We start from the raw sequence: 19,639 nt of genomic DNA on the forward strand, positions 1-19,639 counted from the left end.
CCACAGCTATTTCGTTATTTGAGCAACAGTTTTGACTTCCACAGGTTTTGGCAAGAGCTTCAATTCGTAGAAGGTGTCAGCAATTTTTTGTTGGTCAGCAATGACATTGGGTTTAATGAGTTGAATGCCATAGGGCAGATGCTGAGCAATTTCTTGTAGTGTTGGCTCATCAATACCAAGCTGCGGTGAAAGAATTTTAGCAACCTCATTAGGGTTTGCTTTTGCCCACTCACCTGTTTTTTCCAAGCTGGTAATAATTGCTTTCACCCGCTCAGGATATTTCTCACTAAAGGGTTTTGCTGCCAAATAAAACTGCCGATTGGGGGCTAAACCGTCAGCATCTTTAAGAATACGAGCATTCAATGATCGCTTTGCCGCGGTCAAATACGGGTCCCAAATGACCCAGGCGTCAGCATCACCTTTTTCAAACACGGCGCGTGCATCTGCGGGTGGCAAAAAGATGGTCTTGACATCGGTGTACTTCAAACCAGCATCTTCCAAAGCTCTGACCAGCAAATAGTGGACGTTGGAGCCTTTGTTGAGCACAACTTTTTTGCCTTTTAGGTCTGCCACTGTTTTAAGCGCTGCATCCTGTTTAACAAGAATGGCTTCACCTTTGGGGTCGGGCAATTCATTAGCAATGTAGAGTAACGGCGCACCCGCAGCCTGAGCAAAAATGGGTGGCGTTTCCCCCGTGTTGCCAAAGTCAAGATTGCCTGTATTCAATGCCTCTAGCAGTTGCGGTCCACCTGGAAACTGCACCCACTGCACCGAAACGCCCTGCGCTTTGAACTCTTGCTCTAGTTCACCTCGCGCTTTAAGTAGTGCCAGCGTGCCGTATTTTTGATAGCCAATTCTCACAACCGTGCTGGTTTCACCCTGTGGTGCGCTACTGGCTACTGAGGCTGCACTGGGGGCATTTGCAGGCGATGTTGCCGTCTGCTTGCCGCAAGCGGTGAGGGAGATCCCAACACCCAGGGCGATCGCTAGCGCGACTGTTCGCCCTAAGCTATGCCATTGCTTAACTGAACCTTTAAGCGTTTGGATTGAAGCCATAATGAATCCTGTTAAATGAGTTGAATCAATGCATTGAAACGCTGTTTTGAAGCTCTGTGATGCTGCTGTTACACCGCTTTCCAGATTGCATTCTTAACGTCGATGGGTTTGGGAATCAGCTTGAGTGTGTGAAAGGTATCAGCGATCGCTTGCTGTTCGGCGATCATTTCAGGCGTAATTGCTTCAAAGCCATAGTTCCGGCGCTGGTTTACTGTTTCTAAGATGGGTTGGTCGATCTTCAATAGCGGTGATAGCAGCGCCGCTACCTCACTAGGGTTAGCATCTGCCCACTTGGCAACGGCTTGAACTTCCTCGCCGATCGCTTTGATCACATCAGGATACTTGTCAGCAAACTTGCGGGTCGCCAGATAAAAATCACGATTAGCAACCAAGCCAGCACTATCACGAACGACGCGTGCCCCTGCCTGCTTTTGTGCCGCTGCGTAGAAAGGATCCCAGATCACCCAAGCATCCACGTTGCCTTGCTCAAAAGCCGAGCGCGCATCTGATGGCGATAGATAAACAGGTTTAATGTCTTCCCATTTCAAGCCACCCGCTTCCAACGCTTTAACAGCTAAATAATTAGCGCTCGAGCTTTTAGCAAAAGCAACTTTCTTACCCCTCAAATCAGCGATCGCTTGAATGGGAGAATCTTGCTTGACAAGCACTGCTGAACTTTTATCTTTAGGAGCGCTACCACCTACATAAACCAGCGGTACTCCTGCGGCTTGAGCAATGACAGGCGGCGCATCACCTGTGCGGGCAATGTCGATGCTGTCAGCATTTAGTGCCTCTAACATAGGTGGTCCTGACTGAAACTCGATCCATTCGACCGCCGTAATACCCAGCGGCTTGAGTCGCTCTTCCAGCTTGCCTTTTGCTCTCACCAGCGTTAGTGGATCAAACTTTTGCCGACCGATACGTAAAACAACTGGTGCAGCCGATGCGGTGCTTGTACTGTCTGCTGACGTAGTGGTTGCAGTCTGACTACAGGCAGCAGTGGTCAGCGTTAGAACCAAGGCGATCACAAATAACATCGGCAAAACTGGCAGCGATCGCTGCAATCTCCCAATGCGTTGCCACCACACACTGACCTTTTGCCAGAGTCTCATTACATTAACTCCTCAACTTACTTTAAAACTGCAACACTTCCTAAACCACAGTAAGCCGATCAAATTAGTGTACTTACCTTGTTGAAAAGGCAGTATGGCACAAATAAAAAATCATTTCAAGATACTCTCAATAAAAAGTATGGTTTGTCGATTGACTTACCGGACTATAGAATTTTCAAGGCATACGGTCAAGTCACAAGGCAGTTCTTTTGAACGCATACTGGGCTTGTTTCCTGAGAAATGGACTTGCTTTCCCAAAAAGCTTATGTGATGATAAATCACTAAACTACGGTAAGTCGATAGATTTAATTGTTATTTGCTTGTAGTATTGGCGGTTGTGCACTCAGCGAGTTGCCAAACCTTTTTCTAGGTAAATCAATATTCTCGGTTGTGAGGGGTTAAGACATGGCAAAAGCGCCGTGGAATTTTGGCTGGATAATCGTTACAGTTCTGGGCATTGGTGTCGTTATGCCTGCGGCAAGGGCAGGCGATCGATCAATCAGCCTCACTCAGGCTGCACCAGTACTCATCAGCAACATCCAGACGGTAGATGCGCCCGAATCAACGCTTACCGCATCAAACGAAGCGCAGCTAGATGTCGTGGATCAAGTGACATCTGTTTCACAGCTTTCTGATATTCAACCTACAGATTGGGCTTTTCAAGCATTGCAATCACTGGTTGAACGCTATGGAGTGATTGCTGGTTATCCCGATCAAACCTACCGTGGTAATCGTGCCCTAACACGTTATGAATTCGCAGCAGGTTTAAATGCTGCGCTAAACCGCATTGATGAACTATTAGCAGCCGGAACGGCTGATCTGGTGAAGAAGGAAGATCTAGCGGCAGTGCAGAAATTGCAAGAGGAGTTTGCAGCCGAATTGGCAACGCTGCGCGGTCGAGTTGATGCACTAGAAGTTCGTGCTGCTACACTCGAAAAACAGCAGTTTTCAACTACGACAAAGCTGGTAGGAGAGGCGATTTTTGCGGTTGTTGATTTATTTGGCGATGCTAGCAGTAATTCCCCTAATAGAGACCAAGACAATTACAACACTACAGTCTCTGATCGTATTCGGTTAAATTTGTTAACGAGCTTTAGTGGTAAGGATTTACTCTTCACTCGTTTACAAGCTAATAACGTCATTGATCCTGGTCCGACTGCTGCCAGCGGCTTTACGGCTCCTGGCAATGAGGCGCGAATAAGTTTTGATCAACCCATTGACGACAACTCAGTTGCTATCCAACAACTGCGCTATAGCTTTCCACTTACTGACAATGTGCGTGTCACGCTTGTCGGTGCTGGTGTGAGTTACGTTGACATCATTGATGTAATCAATCCTTTGCAGAGCGACTCGGGCGGCACCATTTCTCGCTTTGGTCGCTTTAGCCCACTTTATCGCTACGGCAGTGGTGCTGGCATTGCAACCAATATTAGCTTGAGCAAGTCTTTGAAGCTTGAACTCGGTTATCTGGCAGGTGAAGCGGAGAATCCTAGCTTTGGCAATGGCTTGTTCAATGGCGATTATGCTGCTTTAGCACAGATAGTTTTTTCGCCTGGAAATTTAGGCAAAATCGCTTTTACCTACGTTAATGCCTATAACGATAATGGTTTGGGGCATGGCACTGGCAGCTTGCTCTCGAATCTATCAGGTAGAACTGTTTCGTCTAACTCTTACGGGGTTGAGGCTAACTTTAAGCTGATTAAAGGTCTAGAGGTAGGCGGCTGGGTTGGTTACACAAGCGCTCGTTCTTTGACCCGTGGTAGAAGAGGTGATGCCGATATCTGGAACTTTGCCTTAACGCTGGCACTACCTGATTTAGGTAAGCGAGGGAACCTGGGTGGCATTATTTTTGGGATGCAGCCCCGCTTGACTGGCTCTGATCGTTCAATTGGTTTAGCGCAGAGACGCGATTCTGATACAGGTTTCCATCTTGAAGCGTTTTATCGCTACCGCATTAACAACAATATTGCCATTACACCAGGCATAATCTGGCTCACGGCACCCAATCACAACGATAGCAACGGTGACATTGTGGTTGGCGTGCTACGGACGACCTTTACATTTTAGGTCGATCGCAGGACTTTCCATCCGAGGCAGCACACGCTGCAAGTTTATAGAGTCAGAGTTGAGCATAGCCAAAACCTTTCTGCACCAAAGGTTTTGAGGCTAACGCTCTGAATGTATAGGATTTGTAAGCTCATTCTGCAAACGCTGCGTTAACAAAATTGGCTCAACTAAGGCTGACATTGTGTCTCAGATACGCCTTCCTCTCATGTGCTTCAAAAATACGGTTAATCGATTGAATAATAGGAGTATACAGATGGACTACGGTGGCAAGATTGGTCGGCTTTCAATCAAACGGTTTGGACACTACGTTTTAGCCTCTTTGTTTGCAGTTTTAGCAGTAACAAGCCTTTTGCAAATCGCCGCTCCAACTCAGGCTCAAGGAACTCAGGCTCCGGTGACTCAGGTTGCTCAACCTAACAAGCCGACTGACGCTGTGCTGGATTGGAATGCGATCGCCCAAACTACCGTACTGACAGCAGCGGCACCTGCGCCGCAGCAATATCGCACACTAGCTATTGTTCATGCTGCCATCTTTGACGCTGTGAATGCGATCGATCGACAATACACTCCGTATGCTGTCGATATCAAAGCAGCAGGAGCCTCCCCTGATGCAGCTGTTGCAGCAGCGGCGCACACTGTTTTAACAAACTTGTATCCACTCCAAAAAGCCACACTGGATGCAGCGTTTACTAAAGCATTGGCAAAGCTTAGCGAAGGGCAGCCAAAAACGGACGGCATTACCCTGGGTCAAACCGTTGCCGAAAAGCTGCTGTCGCTTCGCAACAATGATGGTGCTGATCAGAAAGTAGGCTACAGTGCCGAGCAAAAGGTTGGCGTATGGCAACCAACGCCACCACTCTTCCTACCAGCTATGTTGCCGTACTGGAGCACGGTCACGCCATTTGTGATTAAACGCGCTGACCAATTTAAGATTCCGGCACCATTGCCTCTAAACAGTGCCGCTTATGCAAAAGAGCTGAATGAGGTGAAACGGCTTGGAGGTAAAAACAGTGCCGCTCGCACTCCTGACCAAACAGCCGCCGCCATTTGGTCAGCGGTTTCTCCAGTCGTCCTCTGGAATACAACTGCGAAAGCCGCCGCTACCGCGAAAGGAAATAGCCTTAGCGAGAATGCTCGACTGTTTGCACTACTCAACCTGGCAGGGGTTGATGCCTATATTGCTGGCTACGACGTGAAGTACAAATACAAACTCTGGCGACCTGCGATCGCCATCCCACAGGCAGAGCAACTGGGCAATCCTGGTATCACAGCCGATCCAAACTGGGAAGCCTTGATCGTCACGCCGAACCACCCAGACTATATCTCTGGGCACTGCGTTACCGCTGGTGCGGATGAACGCATCTTAGAAAACTTCTTTGGTAGTGATGCCGTGAAAGTCAACATCATTTTTCCGGCAAACGCAGGCGTAACCCGCAGTTTTACTAGCTTCTCGCAGATCTCTAAGGAGCTTGGAGAAACCCGCATTTGGGCGGGTGTTCATACCCGTACTGCTGATACTCAGGGTGATGTCTTGGGCAAAGCAGTGGGTGACTACGTTTTTCAAAATGCGCTCCGTCCTCTGAAAAGTTAGTGAGCACTAACCTTTCAGATTTTTACCACCCTAAAACGTGTTCAGCTACAGCCTCCTGGGATGTCTAAACTACTTTGTCAAAGTCGCTTTGCCAAAAGTTTTGGCATCCCCACATGAGGCAAGCATTTTAATCGTTGCACGGCACTTCATTGCAGTTTTGCTACCCTTACCCCTTTATGCTGTATGACTCTCAAGGGCTTGCGGTGACGACTGATTCACCAGCCGCCATTGCCCAGATCAATCGCTTCATCGACCAGGCACTAAGCTACGGCAAAGAGGCAGAAGATGCCATTCTCAAAGCAGTGATTGCCGATCGCACCTGCGCGATTGCTCATGCGTATGCTGCCGCCTACTTTCTGTGTCAAGAGAATGCCAACGATCGCCAGCACGCAACGCCACACTTGAAGGCAGCGCAACGCCATCGTCCTGAAACGACACGTGAGCAGTGGTATATACAGGCGATCGCGGCATGGGCAGTTGGCGACATTGATGAGGCGCTGCGGCTGCACTGGGCGATCGCTCAAGATTATCCGCAAGACCTGCTTTCAGTCCAACAGGGACAATATCATCACTTCTACCGGGGGGATGCCACAAACCTGCTACGGCTTGCCGAAACGGTGTTGCCTGCCAACCAGTCAAAGCCTTACCTGTACGGCATGATGGCTTTTGGGTTGGAGCAGTGCGGTGATTTAAGCCAAGCAGAAGCGATCGGGCGACAGGCAGTTGCCTTGAACCGTTACGACCCGTGGGCACAGCACGCCGTCGCCCATGTGCTGGAAACGCAAGGTCGGGTGGCAGAAGGTCTCGCCTGGATGGAGAGCCATGCCGATACCTGGGAAAGTTGCAACTCTATGCTCTACACCCATAACTGGTGGCATATTGCGTTGTATTACCTGGCATTAGGAGACTTGCAAATGGTGCTGCGGCTCTATGACACCCATATCTGGGGCAAGGCAAACAAGACCTCACCCAAAGATCAGGTGGGTGCGATCGCCACATTGCTGCGTCTAGAATTGCGAGGAGTCAATGTGGGAAACCATTGGCAGGAGCTTGCCCCTTATCTTCATCAGCGTTTACACGAACATACCCTGCCCTTTCAAGATCTGCATTACATCTGTGCCCTATCCCGTGCTGGCTACTCTGATTGGGTAACGGAAATGCTCGACAGCTTAAACCACGTTGCAACTGTCAAGGCTTCCCGACAAAAAACTTGGTCTGACATTGTTCTCCCTGCGGCGAAAGGGATGGTTGCCTATGCCAACGGTGATTGGACAGCCGCCGTAACTCAACTGAAGCCCGTTTTGCCACAAATGCCTGATGTTGGTGGCAGTCGGACGCAACAGGCATTGTTTCAGCAGCTTTATCAGAAGGCGTTGTTCCATTGTGAGCACGGTGATGGAGCGCTGTCGTCTTTGAGCCGTGTGCCTTTGCGAAAGCAGCCATCAGGCTACAAGCTGTCAGCCTTATCAGCCTAAAAGCCAGTCAAGCGGTGGTTACCATTCCATCACAGGCAACTCACAACGCACAGCCTGCATTTACCACCACATCAAACATTTGAGCGATCGCGCCGTACTCGTGATCAGTCACAGCGGCGTAGCGTTCCATTGCCATCCGGTTCATTGCTGCTTGCAGTAGTACATCCGGTTTGAGCAAAGCTGCTTGCACCTGTTGGATAAGCGCCTCACCCAAATGTTGAGCGAGCACAACAGGCGGCATCATGCAGGGACCAATGGATTCAATTACACGCAGCCCGGATAGCTCTGGAAAGAGGCGACATTCTTGTTCCAGGACGGTGCTATCAATCGCAGCACAAGCCACCTTTCCCTCTAAAACCCAACGCATTGAGTGCTGGTGTGAACCCGATTGCATCGCGCTGCTGAAAAAACGAGGGGCATTTTCTTGCAGCAGACGATCGCACAATAAATAGTAGCCACTGTTAGAACCAGGATCGTTGTAACAAACAGTGGCACCTGCCAGATCGACAAAGCTGTGGAAGCCACTGTCAGCTTTAACAACCACATCGGCAAAGTAAAAAGGACGGTTTTGATAACGAGATGCTTGCATGATCGGTGCGGCGATCGCACGTAGCTGCTTGGGTGCCATCCGTTGATAACGAACCAACGGTAGACCACAGATAAATGCGAGATCCCATTGATCCTGCTCTAATAAAGGGTCATGAAGTGGATCACTATGAGCCTGCACAAGCTGAGTCTCTACTTGCAGCCTGCGCCCCAAAGAGGAAACGACTGCTTGATAAAACTCAAACCAATTCGGTGCAAGGTAAGAAACTGCTCTCAATTTAATTGGTGTTGTCGTGGGTGATCCTTGAGATTGCAGTTCGGCATCGCTGAAGGTATGAAGCATATCGGCATGAGATCTGGGTTTTAGCAGTGGTTGTGTCGCAAATACTTCTGCTGGATGAACGCTCTGCATCGTTCACATTGTTCTAAGCAGCAGTGTTAAAGAGGGCTTCGATAACTTTCACTTGAGACATGCTGTCCCCTCGATCGAATCCTTGCACTTGTCTTTTGCAAATCATACTCATCGCTTCAATTTCACTCAAGGTTTGTCCTGCCGTATTGAACGTCTTAAATCTCAGCATCGGCTTCACTATGCGTTTGCTCGCTCTATGCTCCTGCTTAGTGATGTTTTTCCAAGATGTCATTCCAAGCGGTTATTCCAATCTTTGCTCTGCCGTAATTCAGTATGTCCGGCGAGCGTCTTGCAACGTCTCGAGCAAGGCTAGCTTCTTAATCAACGGTTCGCCAAAGCAATTACTTGAATTGTGTAGAGGTAACGCTCAGTACTGAGACTGAATCTCCGCCATTGCAATGGTACATGTAGTGCAATAAGCGTTGCTCGATCGACAAATTGCATTTTTTTATCAAAATTCCTTGCATCCGATGTTTTCCTATGGCAGTATGCATAAGGCGTAGAAAATACGGTTTCTCTACAAGGTTGCCGTAGTATTAAATTCATTCACTCTTGAAGGACCGATCATGCGACTGAACTCTCTTTGGGCGAAGTTGAAGAAGCCGCGTACATTTGCGTTTCTCGCGACTCTAGTTGCCAGTTTGCTTGTGATTCCGGTGTTGCCTGCCTCTATTCAAGCTGCCACCTCTAAGGCAACGATTCAGTTTGTCGCTCCTGACTGGGTTGCGGCTCATGCTAAAGATGCTAATCTGAGCGTCTTGGATGTCCGAACAGCTCCATTGGAGTACATTGCTGGACATCTGCCCCGTGCAGTTAATATTGCTGATAGCAATTTTAGAGGACCTAACGGCGTTTTACCTGTTCAATACTGGGATAACACCAAGTTGGCTGATACCTTTTCAAAGGCGGGCGTATCCAATCGCAGTAAGGTGCTGGTCTATTCCAGTGGCAATGATGTGTTGGGTGCAACGATGGTAGCTTACCTACTAGAGCGCTCTGGGGTAAAGGAGATCGCTGTTTTAGATGGCGGTTACGCTGGCTATAAAAACGCTAACCAGCCTGTCACCAAAGAGTTTCCCCGTTATTCCCCTGGTAAATTTGTCTTGAAAGATGATCCTTCAATTCGAGTGAATCTAAGCCAGGTGCAGAATTTGATCGGTAAGCCAGGAGTAGTGTTTATCGATCCACGCCCACCGGAACTATTCCGGGGCGAGAAAGACATCTGGATTCGTAACGGGCATATTCCTGGTGCTAAAAACATTCCGTGGCCTACCTTCACTGAAGCTAACAATGCTCAGGAAAGCTTAAAGAATCCACACAAACTAAAATCTCTTAGTGAGATCCGTGCGTTGCTCGCTGAGCGGGGTATTAAGCCATCTGATGACATCATCGTCTCTTGCAGCACGGGACGCGAGGCAACTCTACAGTACGTTGTGCTGAAGCACCTGTTAGGTTATCCCAAAGTTCGAGTCTATGAAGGCTCCTGGACAGAGTACAGCACAACCGATTTACCAGTTGCGACTGGACCTGAAAAAACGTTAACCTCAACAACAAATTGAGAGATTTACCATGAATTTTGTGCGTTCAATGACGATCGCGCTTGCACTGAGCCTGGGAACCATTGCCCTGATCAACACAATGGGTCATCCCGTTGCCCAAGCAAGCTGCGATCCACCACCCTCTGACCCTCCTAAGCAACCTCCAAAGAAGTGATTCAGACTGATTCGTTCACAACCCCTCTGAGATCGCAACGTTTGATTGTTGCGATCGCACTTTCTCTCTTTACAGCAGGCGCGATTGCCCTCACCCCTTATGGATGGAAGCAAAGTGCTCTCTTTTTAATTGGTGGTTTGCTGGGCATGACGCTTTACCACGCTAGCTTTGGCTTTGCGTCAGCTTACCGCAAGCTGCTGGTTGATTGCGATGTGCGTGGTATGTATGCCCAACTTGTGATGCTGGCGATCGCAACCCTTCTATTTGCTCCTGTTCTGGCGAATGGCTCTGTCTTTGACCAGTCGGTACGAGGGGCAATTTCCCCAGTAGGGGTACAGGGAGCGATCGGTGCCTTTCTATTCGGCATTGGGATGCAGCTAGGTGGAGCCTGTGGCTGTGGCACACTCTACACTCTTGGCGGTGGCAGTCTTCCAATGGTGATTACCCTGATTACTTTCTGCATCGGTGCCTTTTGGGCAAGTCTGACTCGTCAGCTATGGGCTGGCTTACCCGCCACCCCACCGATCGCGCTCGGTACGAGCATCGGCTGGGTGGGGGCAGTCGTGCTTCAACTTGTAGTGTTCATGCTACTTGCTGGAGTTTTGCGCTGGTGGAGCAATCGTAGGCAAGAGGCACCAAGCAGTGAACAGACAAAATCAGCGCAACCATTTTCTCTCTTGCGCGGTCCCTGGTCTTTGGTCACAGGGGCGATCGTTCTGGCTGTGCTTAACTGGCTGACACTAATATTATCTGGGCAGCCTTGGCGCGTTACATGGGGCTTTGCTCTCTGGTCAGCCGAAGTTGCCAGTTCTCTAGGTTGGGACTCAACCACTAGCCCCTTCTGGAGTAGTGAAGCGGCACAGCAGTCTCTTAGCCGGGGAGTGTTTGCCGATGTCAGTTCCGTGATGAATATGGGGATTGTTTTGGGGGCACTATCGGCAGCAGCCTTAGCAGGACGGTTGCTATTCAAATTCCAGCTTTCACGCTTATCGTTAGTAGCAACCTTGATCGGCGGTTTAGTGATGGGCTATGGCGCATTTCTTGCCTACGGTTGTAATGTCAGCGCCTTTTTTGGTGGGATTGCTTCAACCAGCCTGCACGGTTGGGTTTGGATTCTCTGCGCTCTAGTTGGAACAGCGGTAGGACTACGTTTGCGTCCCTTGTTTCACTACTAGTTGTCTAACCTGTTGGCATTATCTTGATACCGTTTGAGGCGATCGATATGTTCCAGAACAGATCAAAAGAACGTCATCTCAAACAAGAACTTTTAATGGGTGTGGCAGTTTCACACCCTTCTTATTGTGCTGACGGTGGAACTAAAAATTGTAGATATTTCAGCCTTTATTGGTGATGAGCAGATATTAAATCTAGATACTCTGTTACCTTCCGCTTACTCAGCCAAGTGATAGGAGAAGTGATGACAGATACCCTACTAGAGGTGGTGGCGCATCTCTCATAACGCCAATGTTGATTTTTGTCTTTCAGGTTCCGGGGGCGATCGCTGTTCCTTCCAACGTAGTTGCCACCAGCTAATGAAAGTGGTTGGTGGTTGGAAACATTGGCAGCAGGGAACTTTAAGATTGGCATATCGTATGCTGGCTGACAACGGGCAGCGTACCCGGTGCAATGATTAGAGTTAGCATTTTACAGGTGCTCAAACAATCTCACACCTTTGACTTAGATGCAGTTCTACTGCAATTGATTGGTTTTGCAATGCTGTTTGTTAACGTAAGTTCCTTGAACGCCGGAGCCTTTCTCGCTTGAGCTTGAGCGAAGTGATGACGATGCTCCAAAGGAGCGGCTTCGCCAATGCTGGTGCCTTTCACGGCTCTGGTTTTCGCACCTTCAAGGCGTTTTATACCTTATGTATGTTGCTGCACTGGCGATGTGCCTTTCCTAATGTGTTTCGTTACACCCGTTTTATCGAGCTGATGCCGTGGTGCTTGATGCGCTTGTGCTGCTTCTGACACACGCGCCAAGGCAACTGCACCGGAAGCGCGTTAGTTGCTGATGTTTAAGCTTACGCCTGCGAACACCGACAACCGTAAGCCCGTGCCTGACTTGAGTCAGGTCTTACTGGGCGAACTGTTCGACGACCGTGGCTATGTCTCGCAAGCCTTGTTTCAACAGCTATACGAGCGCGGCTTACAACTCATCACGAAGTCCGAGAAGAACATGAAAAGCTGCCTGGTTAAGCGCATCGACAAAATCTTGCTACACAAGCAAGCACTCATTGCATCAACTAACAACTAGCTCAAGCACATAAATCAGATTAAATACTCACGCCTCAGTGACACCCTTGGCGAACGCCGTTGGTTCAAATTTCCTAGTCAACTTGCTGACCATACCTTGAAATCACGTTTGCCTATAGCAGCAACAATGCTAAGGCTGCCGTCCTTTCATCATTGAGCTTAGGCAGCACCTAAGGACTTTTCGTGCGATCGTGCCCCCCTTGACCCAGTCTCTTATTAGCATTTCTTTACAGAAGTACGGAAAATGTTATGCTTCGCGTGTAGTAAGGGAAGAATAGAACGACATCCGCTTTAAGGATGTTGTGCGAGTACACTCACTAGCCTTGTCGGCAGTAGGAAGCGATTTATGTCAGTGACCGGTCTGATCCAAGGACTCAATGCGTTTCACAGCGACTACTTCACCACCAATCGAGCACTGTTTGAACGGCTGTCGAATGGGCAGACACCTGAAGTTCTCTTCATTACTTGTTCCGATTCACGGATCGATCCCTGCTTAATCACCCAGTCTCAGCCCGGTGAACTCTTCGTGATGCGAAATGTCGGTAACATCATTCCGTCTTATGGTGCCGCTAGTAGTGCTGAAGCTGCTGGGGTAGAGTATGCGGTCGCTGGAGTCGGTGTACGGGATATCATTGTTTGTGGTCATTCCCACTGTGGGGCTATGAAAGGGTTGCTGCAAATCGGCACTTTGAGTGAGCAGATGCCGCTAGTCTACGACTGGTTGAAGCGCCATGGCGAAGCGACGCGGCGCTTAGTGTTAGATAATTATGCACACGTGGAGCCTGAGCGCTTGCTCAAGATCGCGATCGAGCAGAATGTGTTGACGCAGATCGAGAATTTAGAAACGTATCCTGTCGTGCGGTCGAAGTTGCATAGCGGGCAACTGAATCTGCATGCTTGGATGTACGAAATAGAGACTGGTAAGGTCTTCGCTTATGATGCGGGCTTACGACAGTTTACGCTGCTGCGGCAACGCTCCTTCCCGGTGCCTGACCCCTTGATTACAACGATTCCAGCGTAAGCAGGGAGACCATGTCATTTCATCACTTGCGGCTGTGAATTGCTCAATGCCTCACTGAGCAAGGAATTACATCCTATTGCTAAATTTTCTCCCTTTTCAAGCCCTTCAAATCCCCTCCGGATAACGTATTTGCCAACCCCCTAACCTAATAGGTATAGCTGTACGCATCATCAGACAACCGTTGATTGTTGCCACCTGTTTGATAACCCATGTTAGTGCGATCGCCATTCACACCATAGATATAGCCTTATCAGCGATCGCGTTTAGATGACTGCCCATTTCTACCTGCCGCAAACGTGCTGTCATTACTCACCCCACTTCTATTGGACAGGATGACATCAGTATTGCCATCGCTATTTACAGCGGCCGTAGAGGCTAAATTAGAAAGGCGTAAGTTGAGGAGCAAAGCGAAAGGATCAAAAGCCAGATCCCGCCAGTCACATTATCCTTCAGCCCTTATCCCTTATTCTTTCTTTCCCCATGCCTACCTACACTGGAATTTCCAGCGAAGCCTTCCGCCATCCGCTCGATCGCCAAGCCGAACAAGCGCTTCGTAGCGTTCCTGGTTTTGATCTGGTTGCACGTACTTTTGTCGAGTTTCTCTCTGAGCGCCCGCAGTTTGTCTATCAGATGGGCAATAGCATCCAGGTAGGACCGCGCCAATACTCCAACATTTATCAAATTTTTCGAGAATGTGTCCGCGACCTGGATATGCATCCAGAACCCGTTCTCTTTATCTCCCAGGATCCATTTGTGAATGCGCTGGCGCTGGGGCAGGAGTTTCCCAGCATGGTTCTTAACAGCGGCTTGCTGGATTTGCTCGACGACCACGAACTGCGAACCGTTATTGCTCATGAACTGGGTCATATTAAGTGCGGTCACACCACACTAGTGCGGATGGCGCTTTGGGTAAATCAGATTATTTCTGGGCTGGCAGAGCGCACCTTTGGGTTGAGCAATCTAGTGACAACGGGGCTACTGCTGGCGTTTGCAGAATGGAAGCGCAAAGCGGAACTCTCTGCCGATCGCGCCGCTCTCTTGGTAGCAGACGACCTTAGCCCAGTGCTGCATAGCATGATGAAGATTGCAGGCGGCAGCAGCAAACACGCTCATGAAATTAGTCTGGATGAATTTATCCGACAATCAGAACGCTATCAGGAACTTGACCAGGATGGGCTAAACCAAGTCTACAAATTTTTTCTGTACAACAATCTTTCAACAGGCATTTTTCTCACCCACCCCTTTACCGTAGAGCGTGTGCATTTTTTGCGCGAGTGGTCAGTTTCGGATGACTATCGGCAGATTCAGCGAGGTAACTATCCCCGTGCAGGGGCTGAAGGTTCCGTTGACGTACCCTCAGCAACAGCAGCAAACCCCTCGTCAACGTCCAGAGCCGAAGTAGATGAACTGCGCCGTCAAATTGAGGAACTGCAACGCGAGATCGATCGTGCTAAGCGATCGGAGTAACTGACCTTAAACAAGAAGGGATTCCTAATGGCTGTTTTAGGAATCCCTTTAATGGGTTATTTGGGGCAACCGTGCTTAACCGATCAGGTCTAGTGAGTTGCAGTTGCGGGTGGAATGCCAAGAATGGCATAAGGGAACCCACTTCCTAACTGCTCTATCAGTGGATGTGCTGCCGATTCACAGCCTAACAACAGCAGTGCTGCTGATTCTGCCTGAGCGACACATCGCAGTTCTGCAGCAACTGAACCAAAGCGAAGATGAGTTTTTAGCGACCCACGCCATTCGTCTGCCATGTGACGAGCCTGCCAAAGAATTAGATCTGCCTGGTCAAATTGGTTTAACTGGCAGGCAGCAGTCGCTCTTACGGGCAATTCAGCCACAGCACCATAGGCACGGTTTCCTGTTTCGGCATGACGATAGCTTCTACCGATCGCGCTAGGATACAACGCCTCGTCACCACCCTGATCGCCAACAAGGTGTGCGGGCAGCGAAGAAAAGGGTTGACATTTCTCTTCTAGAGGGACAACATAGACAACCTGCACAACCACCTGCTTGCCTGTTGCCAACCGCGTCTGATGGGCGATCCACAGAGTTAGATCCAGTGTTGTCTGACTACGCGGAGAACCATTGTAGCCAACCAGTAGATTAATTTCTTTCGTCGATCGCGCTTCCGATGAAGTAGCTGGCACTAGCACCATTTGCTTAGTAAGGTCAGAGCAGCCTAATGCATCTTGCAGGCGTGCAAGCATTGATAAGATATTCACGGTTTAACCTCTCAAGAATAAAGTGTACGAGAGGTGGGTCAGGTAACGGGTACAGTAACGCTTGCCTGGCGCTCAACTAGTACCCACAAGGAGACTCCATAACCATAGCTGGTAAAGCAATAGTTTTGGGTTACTCCTCCCACTGCCGACGGAGTTAGCTGCCGGGCTAAGACTGGAAGGTGTCTCTCTCGGCATGACCGAGATTAGCCCCAATAAATTGGTTCCTCCGCTTGAGTTACATAACGGGTGCAGTTTCCTGTCCAGCGTCCACTCAAATTAGGCTTACCCACTGATGTTGGTTAAGGAAGCACTGCTGCCAAAGGGCAAGATGCCTCATTGATGCGCTTGAATCATCACATTGAGCCACTAGCTTACTGCTTTTAAGGCAGAGGCGTTGTGACTGTGTTGACCAAACGCTAATCACCCTTTGACAATATAGCCCACAGCAGACAGATTGCCATCTGCCCTCAAGTGCTATTTACAAAGGAACGCTTAAAGCGTAAAAGGCTTTGAAGGAGGCGATCCCCGGTTTCTCCTTATTTAAGGAGGAAGCATTAAGTCTGAGGTTACTCGTTGCACCACTTTTCATTAGCACCTGCGCTTCTAGGCACTGACTTGATAAACCGTACCAGAGCTAGGAACGGCTACACGCTGCAAGCAAGTGGCATTAATAAAGGAGAGCGACCCCACGAAGACGCAACACGAGAGAGTGGATTTAGGGTCAAGATATATGATGGATGAACGATCGTAAAACGTCGGTTGCTTTGTCTCCACCACGGTTAGGATTTTTGGGCGTGACTGTTTCTCCTTTAGCGTCAGGGCTAGACCTGAAAACTCTGTTTCCCTTCGAGCTGGATGATTTTCAACAGCAGGCGATCGCTGCGTTGGAAGCAGGGCGATCGGTCGTTGTCTGTGCCCCCACGGGATCGGGTAAAACGCTGATTGGAGAGTATGCCATCCATCGGGCGCTGAAGCGAGGGCGGCGAGTGTTTTACACGACTCCCCTTAAAGCACTCTCGAACCAAAAGCTGCGTGACTTTCGAGAGCTTTTTGGCAACGACAACGTGGGACTGTTGACGGGTGATATTTCCGTGAATCGGGATGCACCCATCCTGGTGATGACGACGGAAATTTTTCGCAATATGCTGTACGGCACGCCGATCGGGGAAGTAGGCACCTCCCTTACAGGTGTGGAAGCAGTTGTGCTAGACGAATGCCACTACATGAACGATCGCCAGCGGGGCACTGTCTGGGAAGAGTCAATTATCTACTGTCCACCCGAAATTCAATTAGTGGCACTGTCTGCCACAGTTGCCAATAGCGATCAGTTGACCGATTGGATCCATCAAGTTCATGGTCCTACCGATCTAATTTATTCAGATTTTCGACCCGTTCCACTAGAATTTCACTTCTGCAACCCCAAGGGCTTGTTTCCACTACTCGATGACAGCCAGAAGCGCATTAATCCTCGTCTCAAGCTCAAGGGGGGCAGAGGTGCTGCACCAGGAAAACGAGGACCACGGCAGGAAAGCCCAAACCTGGCGTTTGTGCTAAGTCAGCTACGGCAAAAGGATATGCTGCCTGCAATCTACTTCATCTTTAGTCGGCGGGGCTGCGACCAGGCAGTGTCAACGGTCAGCGATGCGCCGTTATCAATGGTGAATGAAGTAGAAGCCGCACAGTTGCGAACCCAGATTGATACCTTTCTAGCGCTGAACCCCGAAGCTGGACGAGCGGGACAAATCGAGCCGCTGTATCAAGGGATAGCTGCACATCATGCCGGGATTTTGCCAGCCTGGAAAGGGTTGGTAGAAGAACTCTTCCAGCAGGGTCTCATTAAGGTTGTTTTTGCCACAGAAACGTTGGCAGCAGGGATTAATATGCCTGCTCGAACAACGGTGATTTCTAGCCTGTCGAAGCGAACCGATCTGGGGCACCGTCTTTTAAACGCCTCCGAGTTCTTGCAGATGGCAGGACGGGCAGGACGGCGGGGGATGGATAGTCAGGGGCATGTAGTCACGGTACAAACACCGTTTGAAGGAGCAAAAGAGGCGGCATATTTAACCACTGTGGGAGCTGACCCGCTGGTGAGCCAATTTACACCCAGCTACGGTATGGTGCTGAATTTGCTGCAAACTCATACGCTGGAAGAAGCCCAAGAGCTGGTGGAGCGCAGTTTTGGGCAATATCTCTCGACGCTGTATCTGCGCCCGCAACAGGAAGCGATCGCCCATTTAGAAGCCGAGCTTGCCCAACTACGATCGCAGTTAGAAGCCGTGGACTGGGATCTGCTGGCGCAGTATGAAAAGCTGCAAGAGCGCATGAAGGAAGAGCGTCGACTGCTAAAAATTCTGCAAGACCAGGCAAACGAACTGCGGGCAGGTGATTTGCCTGTGGCGCTGTCATTTGCGATCGCGGGCACGGTGCTGAGCCTTAAGGGTAGCAATGTGCCAGTTGCTCAGCCGATGCCAGCCGCGCTTGTGATGAAAATTCCTGGTTCTGGTCAGTTTCCTTACCTGATTTGCTTGGGGCAGAACAACCGCTGGTATGTCGTCACTGTTGGCGATGTTGTGGGGCTACGGGGCGAAATTCCTCGACTGAGTGGTGTCGATCATTTGGCTCCACCGCCAGAGCTGCCCTTAAAACCAGGACAGATGAAATCTGGGAACGAGGCAACAGCCGTCATCGCCCGCCAAATTCCGGCTCTACCATCCCCAATGGACGATGCACCCGAAGTGTATGAGCAGCTTCAGCGTATGGAAGGAGTGCAGCGACAAATCGAGTATCATCCAGTCAACAGTTGGGGCAATCGCCCAACCATCCTCAAACGGCAAAAGCGGATCAGCGCGGTGCAAACCGAAATTGCCGATCGCAAAAGCAAGCTCGATCGACAGTCTCAGCAGCACTGGCGAGAGTTTCTTGATCTGATTGAAATTCTGCAACACTTTGGTTGCCTAGATGACTTAACACCGACGCCCTTAGGGCAAGTAGCCGCTGCCATTCGCGGCGATAACGAACTCTGGCTCGGTCTAGCGCTCATGTTGGGTGAACTCAACGTCCTCGATCCACACCATTTGGCAACCGCCTGCGCTGCCCTGGTTACCGAAGTTTCTCGCCCCGATAGCTGGACACGCTATGACCTTTCCAGCGAAGTCGAAGAAGCACTGGGAGGCTTGCGGGGCATTCGTCGTCGCCTGTTCCAGTTTCAGCGGAAGTATCAGGTGGTGCTACCAGTCTGGCTAGAGTATGAGCTAGTCGGTTTGGTGGAGCAGTGGGCGCTTGGTGTGGAATGGACAGAACTCTGCTCTAACACCAGTCTCGATGAAGGCGACGTCGTCCGCATTTTGCGCCGCACACTAGACGTTCTCTCACAAATTCCCCATGTGCCCCATGTGCCTACTGAGCTTAAAAACAACGCCAGACGCGCTATGCAACTCATCGATCGCTTCCCCGTGAAAGAGGGAATTTGATAGAGAATCCCCTTTGCTGTCACCAATAGGAGACCTTGAGCAATACCAGGAGCACCTTCAGACGATCGTGCAGCAGTGTATCCAGCCACCCCCTTGCTGTCATACCGTTGTCATAGTTTGCAGTCAAACTAAAAGAGTAAACCGAATGTATTGAGTTGATAGACCAATCATGTTCCGTTCTGTTTTAGTCCGTTCTGCTCTAAAGCGTCAGCTTACGCCAGCCGTTTTTCTAGGCATAAGTGCGATCGTCAGTAGTTTGTTGGCAACGTCTGGGGTACCTGCAGTCGCAACATCGTCTGTGCCAGAGAGAATACAACTGGTTAATGCAACCAGAGCACCAGAAGTACCATTAGCCGATCGCGTCTCTGTGATGGCAATTGCCTTTGGTGGCAGCGTAGCAATCTGTTTGGGAGCAAATAAACTGCTCGATCGTGGTCAGCTCCAGCCGTCTACACAGCGATCGTTTGGAACGACAGCCTTTCACCCAGCGAATGGCGCTACGTTTACGCAAGCAAGTCGCTCCCTTCAGCGCAAGCTTCTCCGCCTGGTGCATGACGATCACGCACTGGCAGAACGCCTGTTTACGCAAGCAACGCTCAGATATGCAGGCAACTCGCCCAATTGGTACGTCGAGAAAGTCATCTATGATCTAGAGCGCGATCGGGGCCGGTTTTAGGAGTGCTGTTACCCTAG

At 49.9% G+C, this 19,639-nt stretch carries 16 protein-coding genes and 1 riboswitch; of the genes, 11 read left to right on the plus strand and 5 right to left on the minus strand.

Features of this window, described 5'->3' with window-relative positions; translation table 11 throughout:
• Positions 1-6 precede the first annotated feature (6 nt).
• Both H6F76_RS12630 and H6F76_RS12635 read right to left on the minus strand, forming a co-directional pair.
• Complete coding sequence (locus H6F76_RS12630; RefSeq protein WP_190508617.1) at positions 7-1,056, minus strand: sulfonate ABC transporter substrate-binding protein; 1,050 nt, start codon at positions 1,054-1,056, stop codon at positions 7-9.
• Between the two features lie 68 nt (positions 1,057-1,124).
• Complete coding sequence (locus H6F76_RS12635) at positions 1,125-2,168, minus strand: sulfonate ABC transporter substrate-binding protein (protein WP_242036626.1); 1,044 nt, start codon at positions 2,166-2,168, stop codon at positions 1,125-1,127.
• A gap of 405 nt (positions 2,169-2,573) precedes the next feature.
• Here H6F76_RS12635 and H6F76_RS12640 point away from each other — a divergent pair, with 405 nt between their 5' ends.
• From H6F76_RS12640 to H6F76_RS12650, 3 genes are all read left to right on the plus strand, one after another.
• Positions 2,574-4,235, plus strand: a complete 1,662-nt coding sequence (locus H6F76_RS12640) for an iron uptake porin (RefSeq protein ID WP_206754372.1) — start codon at positions 2,574-2,576, stop codon at positions 4,233-4,235.
• A gap of 253 nt (positions 4,236-4,488) precedes the next feature.
• A complete protein-coding gene (locus H6F76_RS12645; protein WP_190508619.1) occupies positions 4,489-5,826 on the plus strand; it encodes a vanadium-dependent haloperoxidase in 1,338 nt (445 codons plus the stop codon).
• A gap of 176 nt (positions 5,827-6,002) precedes the next feature.
• The gene (locus H6F76_RS12650) at positions 6,003-7,301 is read left to right on the plus strand and encodes a tetratricopeptide repeat protein (protein WP_199322068.1); all 1,299 of its coding nucleotides are present in this window, start codon (positions 6,003-6,005) and stop codon (positions 7,299-7,301) included.
• Positions 7,302-7,341: 40 nt separating this feature from the next.
• Here the strand turns inward: H6F76_RS12650 and H6F76_RS12655 are convergent, their stop codons facing one another.
• Together H6F76_RS12655 and H6F76_RS12660 are read right to left on the minus strand one after the other, a co-directional pair.
• On the minus strand, positions 7,342-8,259 hold the full coding sequence (locus H6F76_RS12655) for a PhnD/SsuA/transferrin family substrate-binding protein (RefSeq protein ID WP_242036627.1): 918 nt from the start codon (positions 8,257-8,259) through the stop codon (positions 7,342-7,344).
• Positions 8,260-8,272: 13 nt separating this feature from the next.
• Entirely contained in the window at positions 8,273-8,491 is a 219-nt protein-coding gene (locus tag H6F76_RS12660; RefSeq protein WP_190508621.1) for a hypothetical protein, read from the minus strand.
• A gap of 334 nt (positions 8,492-8,825) precedes the next feature.
• Here H6F76_RS12660 and H6F76_RS12665 point away from each other — a divergent pair, with 334 nt between their 5' ends.
• From H6F76_RS12665 to H6F76_RS12690, 6 genes are all read left to right on the plus strand, one after another.
• The gene (locus H6F76_RS12665) at positions 8,826-9,818 is read left to right on the plus strand and encodes a sulfurtransferase (RefSeq protein ID WP_190508623.1); all 993 of its coding nucleotides are present in this window, start codon (positions 8,826-8,828) and stop codon (positions 9,816-9,818) included.
• Positions 9,819-9,828: 10 nt separating this feature from the next.
• Entirely contained in the window at positions 9,829-9,972 is a 144-nt protein-coding gene (locus H6F76_RS12670; RefSeq protein ID WP_190450043.1) for a hypothetical protein, read from the plus strand.
• Positions 9,969-11,147, plus strand: a complete 1,179-nt coding sequence (locus H6F76_RS12675) for a YeeE/YedE thiosulfate transporter family protein (protein WP_190508625.1) — start codon at positions 9,969-9,971, stop codon at positions 11,145-11,147. Before H6F76_RS12670 ends, H6F76_RS12675 begins: the two co-directional genes overlap by 4 nt.
• 835 nt (positions 11,148-11,982) lie before the next feature.
• Complete coding sequence (locus tag H6F76_RS12680) at positions 11,983-12,225, plus strand: transposase (RefSeq protein WP_190508627.1); 243 nt, start codon at positions 11,983-11,985, stop codon at positions 12,223-12,225.
• A 345-nt stretch (positions 12,226-12,570) separates the two neighbouring features.
• Positions 12,571-13,245, plus strand: coding sequence for a carbonic anhydrase (locus tag H6F76_RS12685; protein WP_190450047.1), 675 nt, complete (start codon positions 12,571-12,573; stop codon positions 13,243-13,245).
• Between the two features lie 480 nt (positions 13,246-13,725).
• Positions 13,726-14,712 (plus strand): M48 family metalloprotease, encoded by a 987-nt coding sequence (locus H6F76_RS12690; protein WP_190450050.1) that lies wholly within the window; start codon positions 13,726-13,728, stop codon positions 14,710-14,712.
• A gap of 89 nt (positions 14,713-14,801) precedes the next feature.
• On the opposite strand, the gene H6F76_RS12695 is transcribed toward H6F76_RS12690, so the two are convergent.
• Complete coding sequence (locus tag H6F76_RS12695; protein ID WP_347276011.1) at positions 14,802-15,476, minus strand: universal stress protein; 675 nt, start codon at positions 15,474-15,476, stop codon at positions 14,802-14,804.
• Between the two features lie 131 nt (positions 15,477-15,607).
• Positions 15,608-15,731: riboswitch (cyclic di-AMP (ydaO/yuaA leader) on the minus strand.
• Between the two features lie 482 nt (positions 15,732-16,213).
• Here H6F76_RS12695 and H6F76_RS12700 point away from each other — a divergent pair.
• Entirely contained in the window at positions 16,214-18,946 is a 2,733-nt protein-coding gene (locus tag H6F76_RS12700) for an RNA helicase (protein ID WP_190508628.1), read from the plus strand.
• A gap of 169 nt (positions 18,947-19,115) precedes the next feature.
• Positions 19,116-19,622 (plus strand): hypothetical protein, encoded by a 507-nt coding sequence (locus tag H6F76_RS12705; protein WP_190508630.1) that lies wholly within the window; start codon positions 19,116-19,118, stop codon positions 19,620-19,622.
• Positions 19,623-19,639 lie beyond the last annotated feature (17 nt).

Source organism: Leptolyngbya sp. FACHB-321 (genome assembly GCF_014695975.1).
Lineage (GTDB): Bacteria > Cyanobacteriota > Cyanobacteriia > Leptolyngbyales > Leptolyngbyaceae > Stenomitos.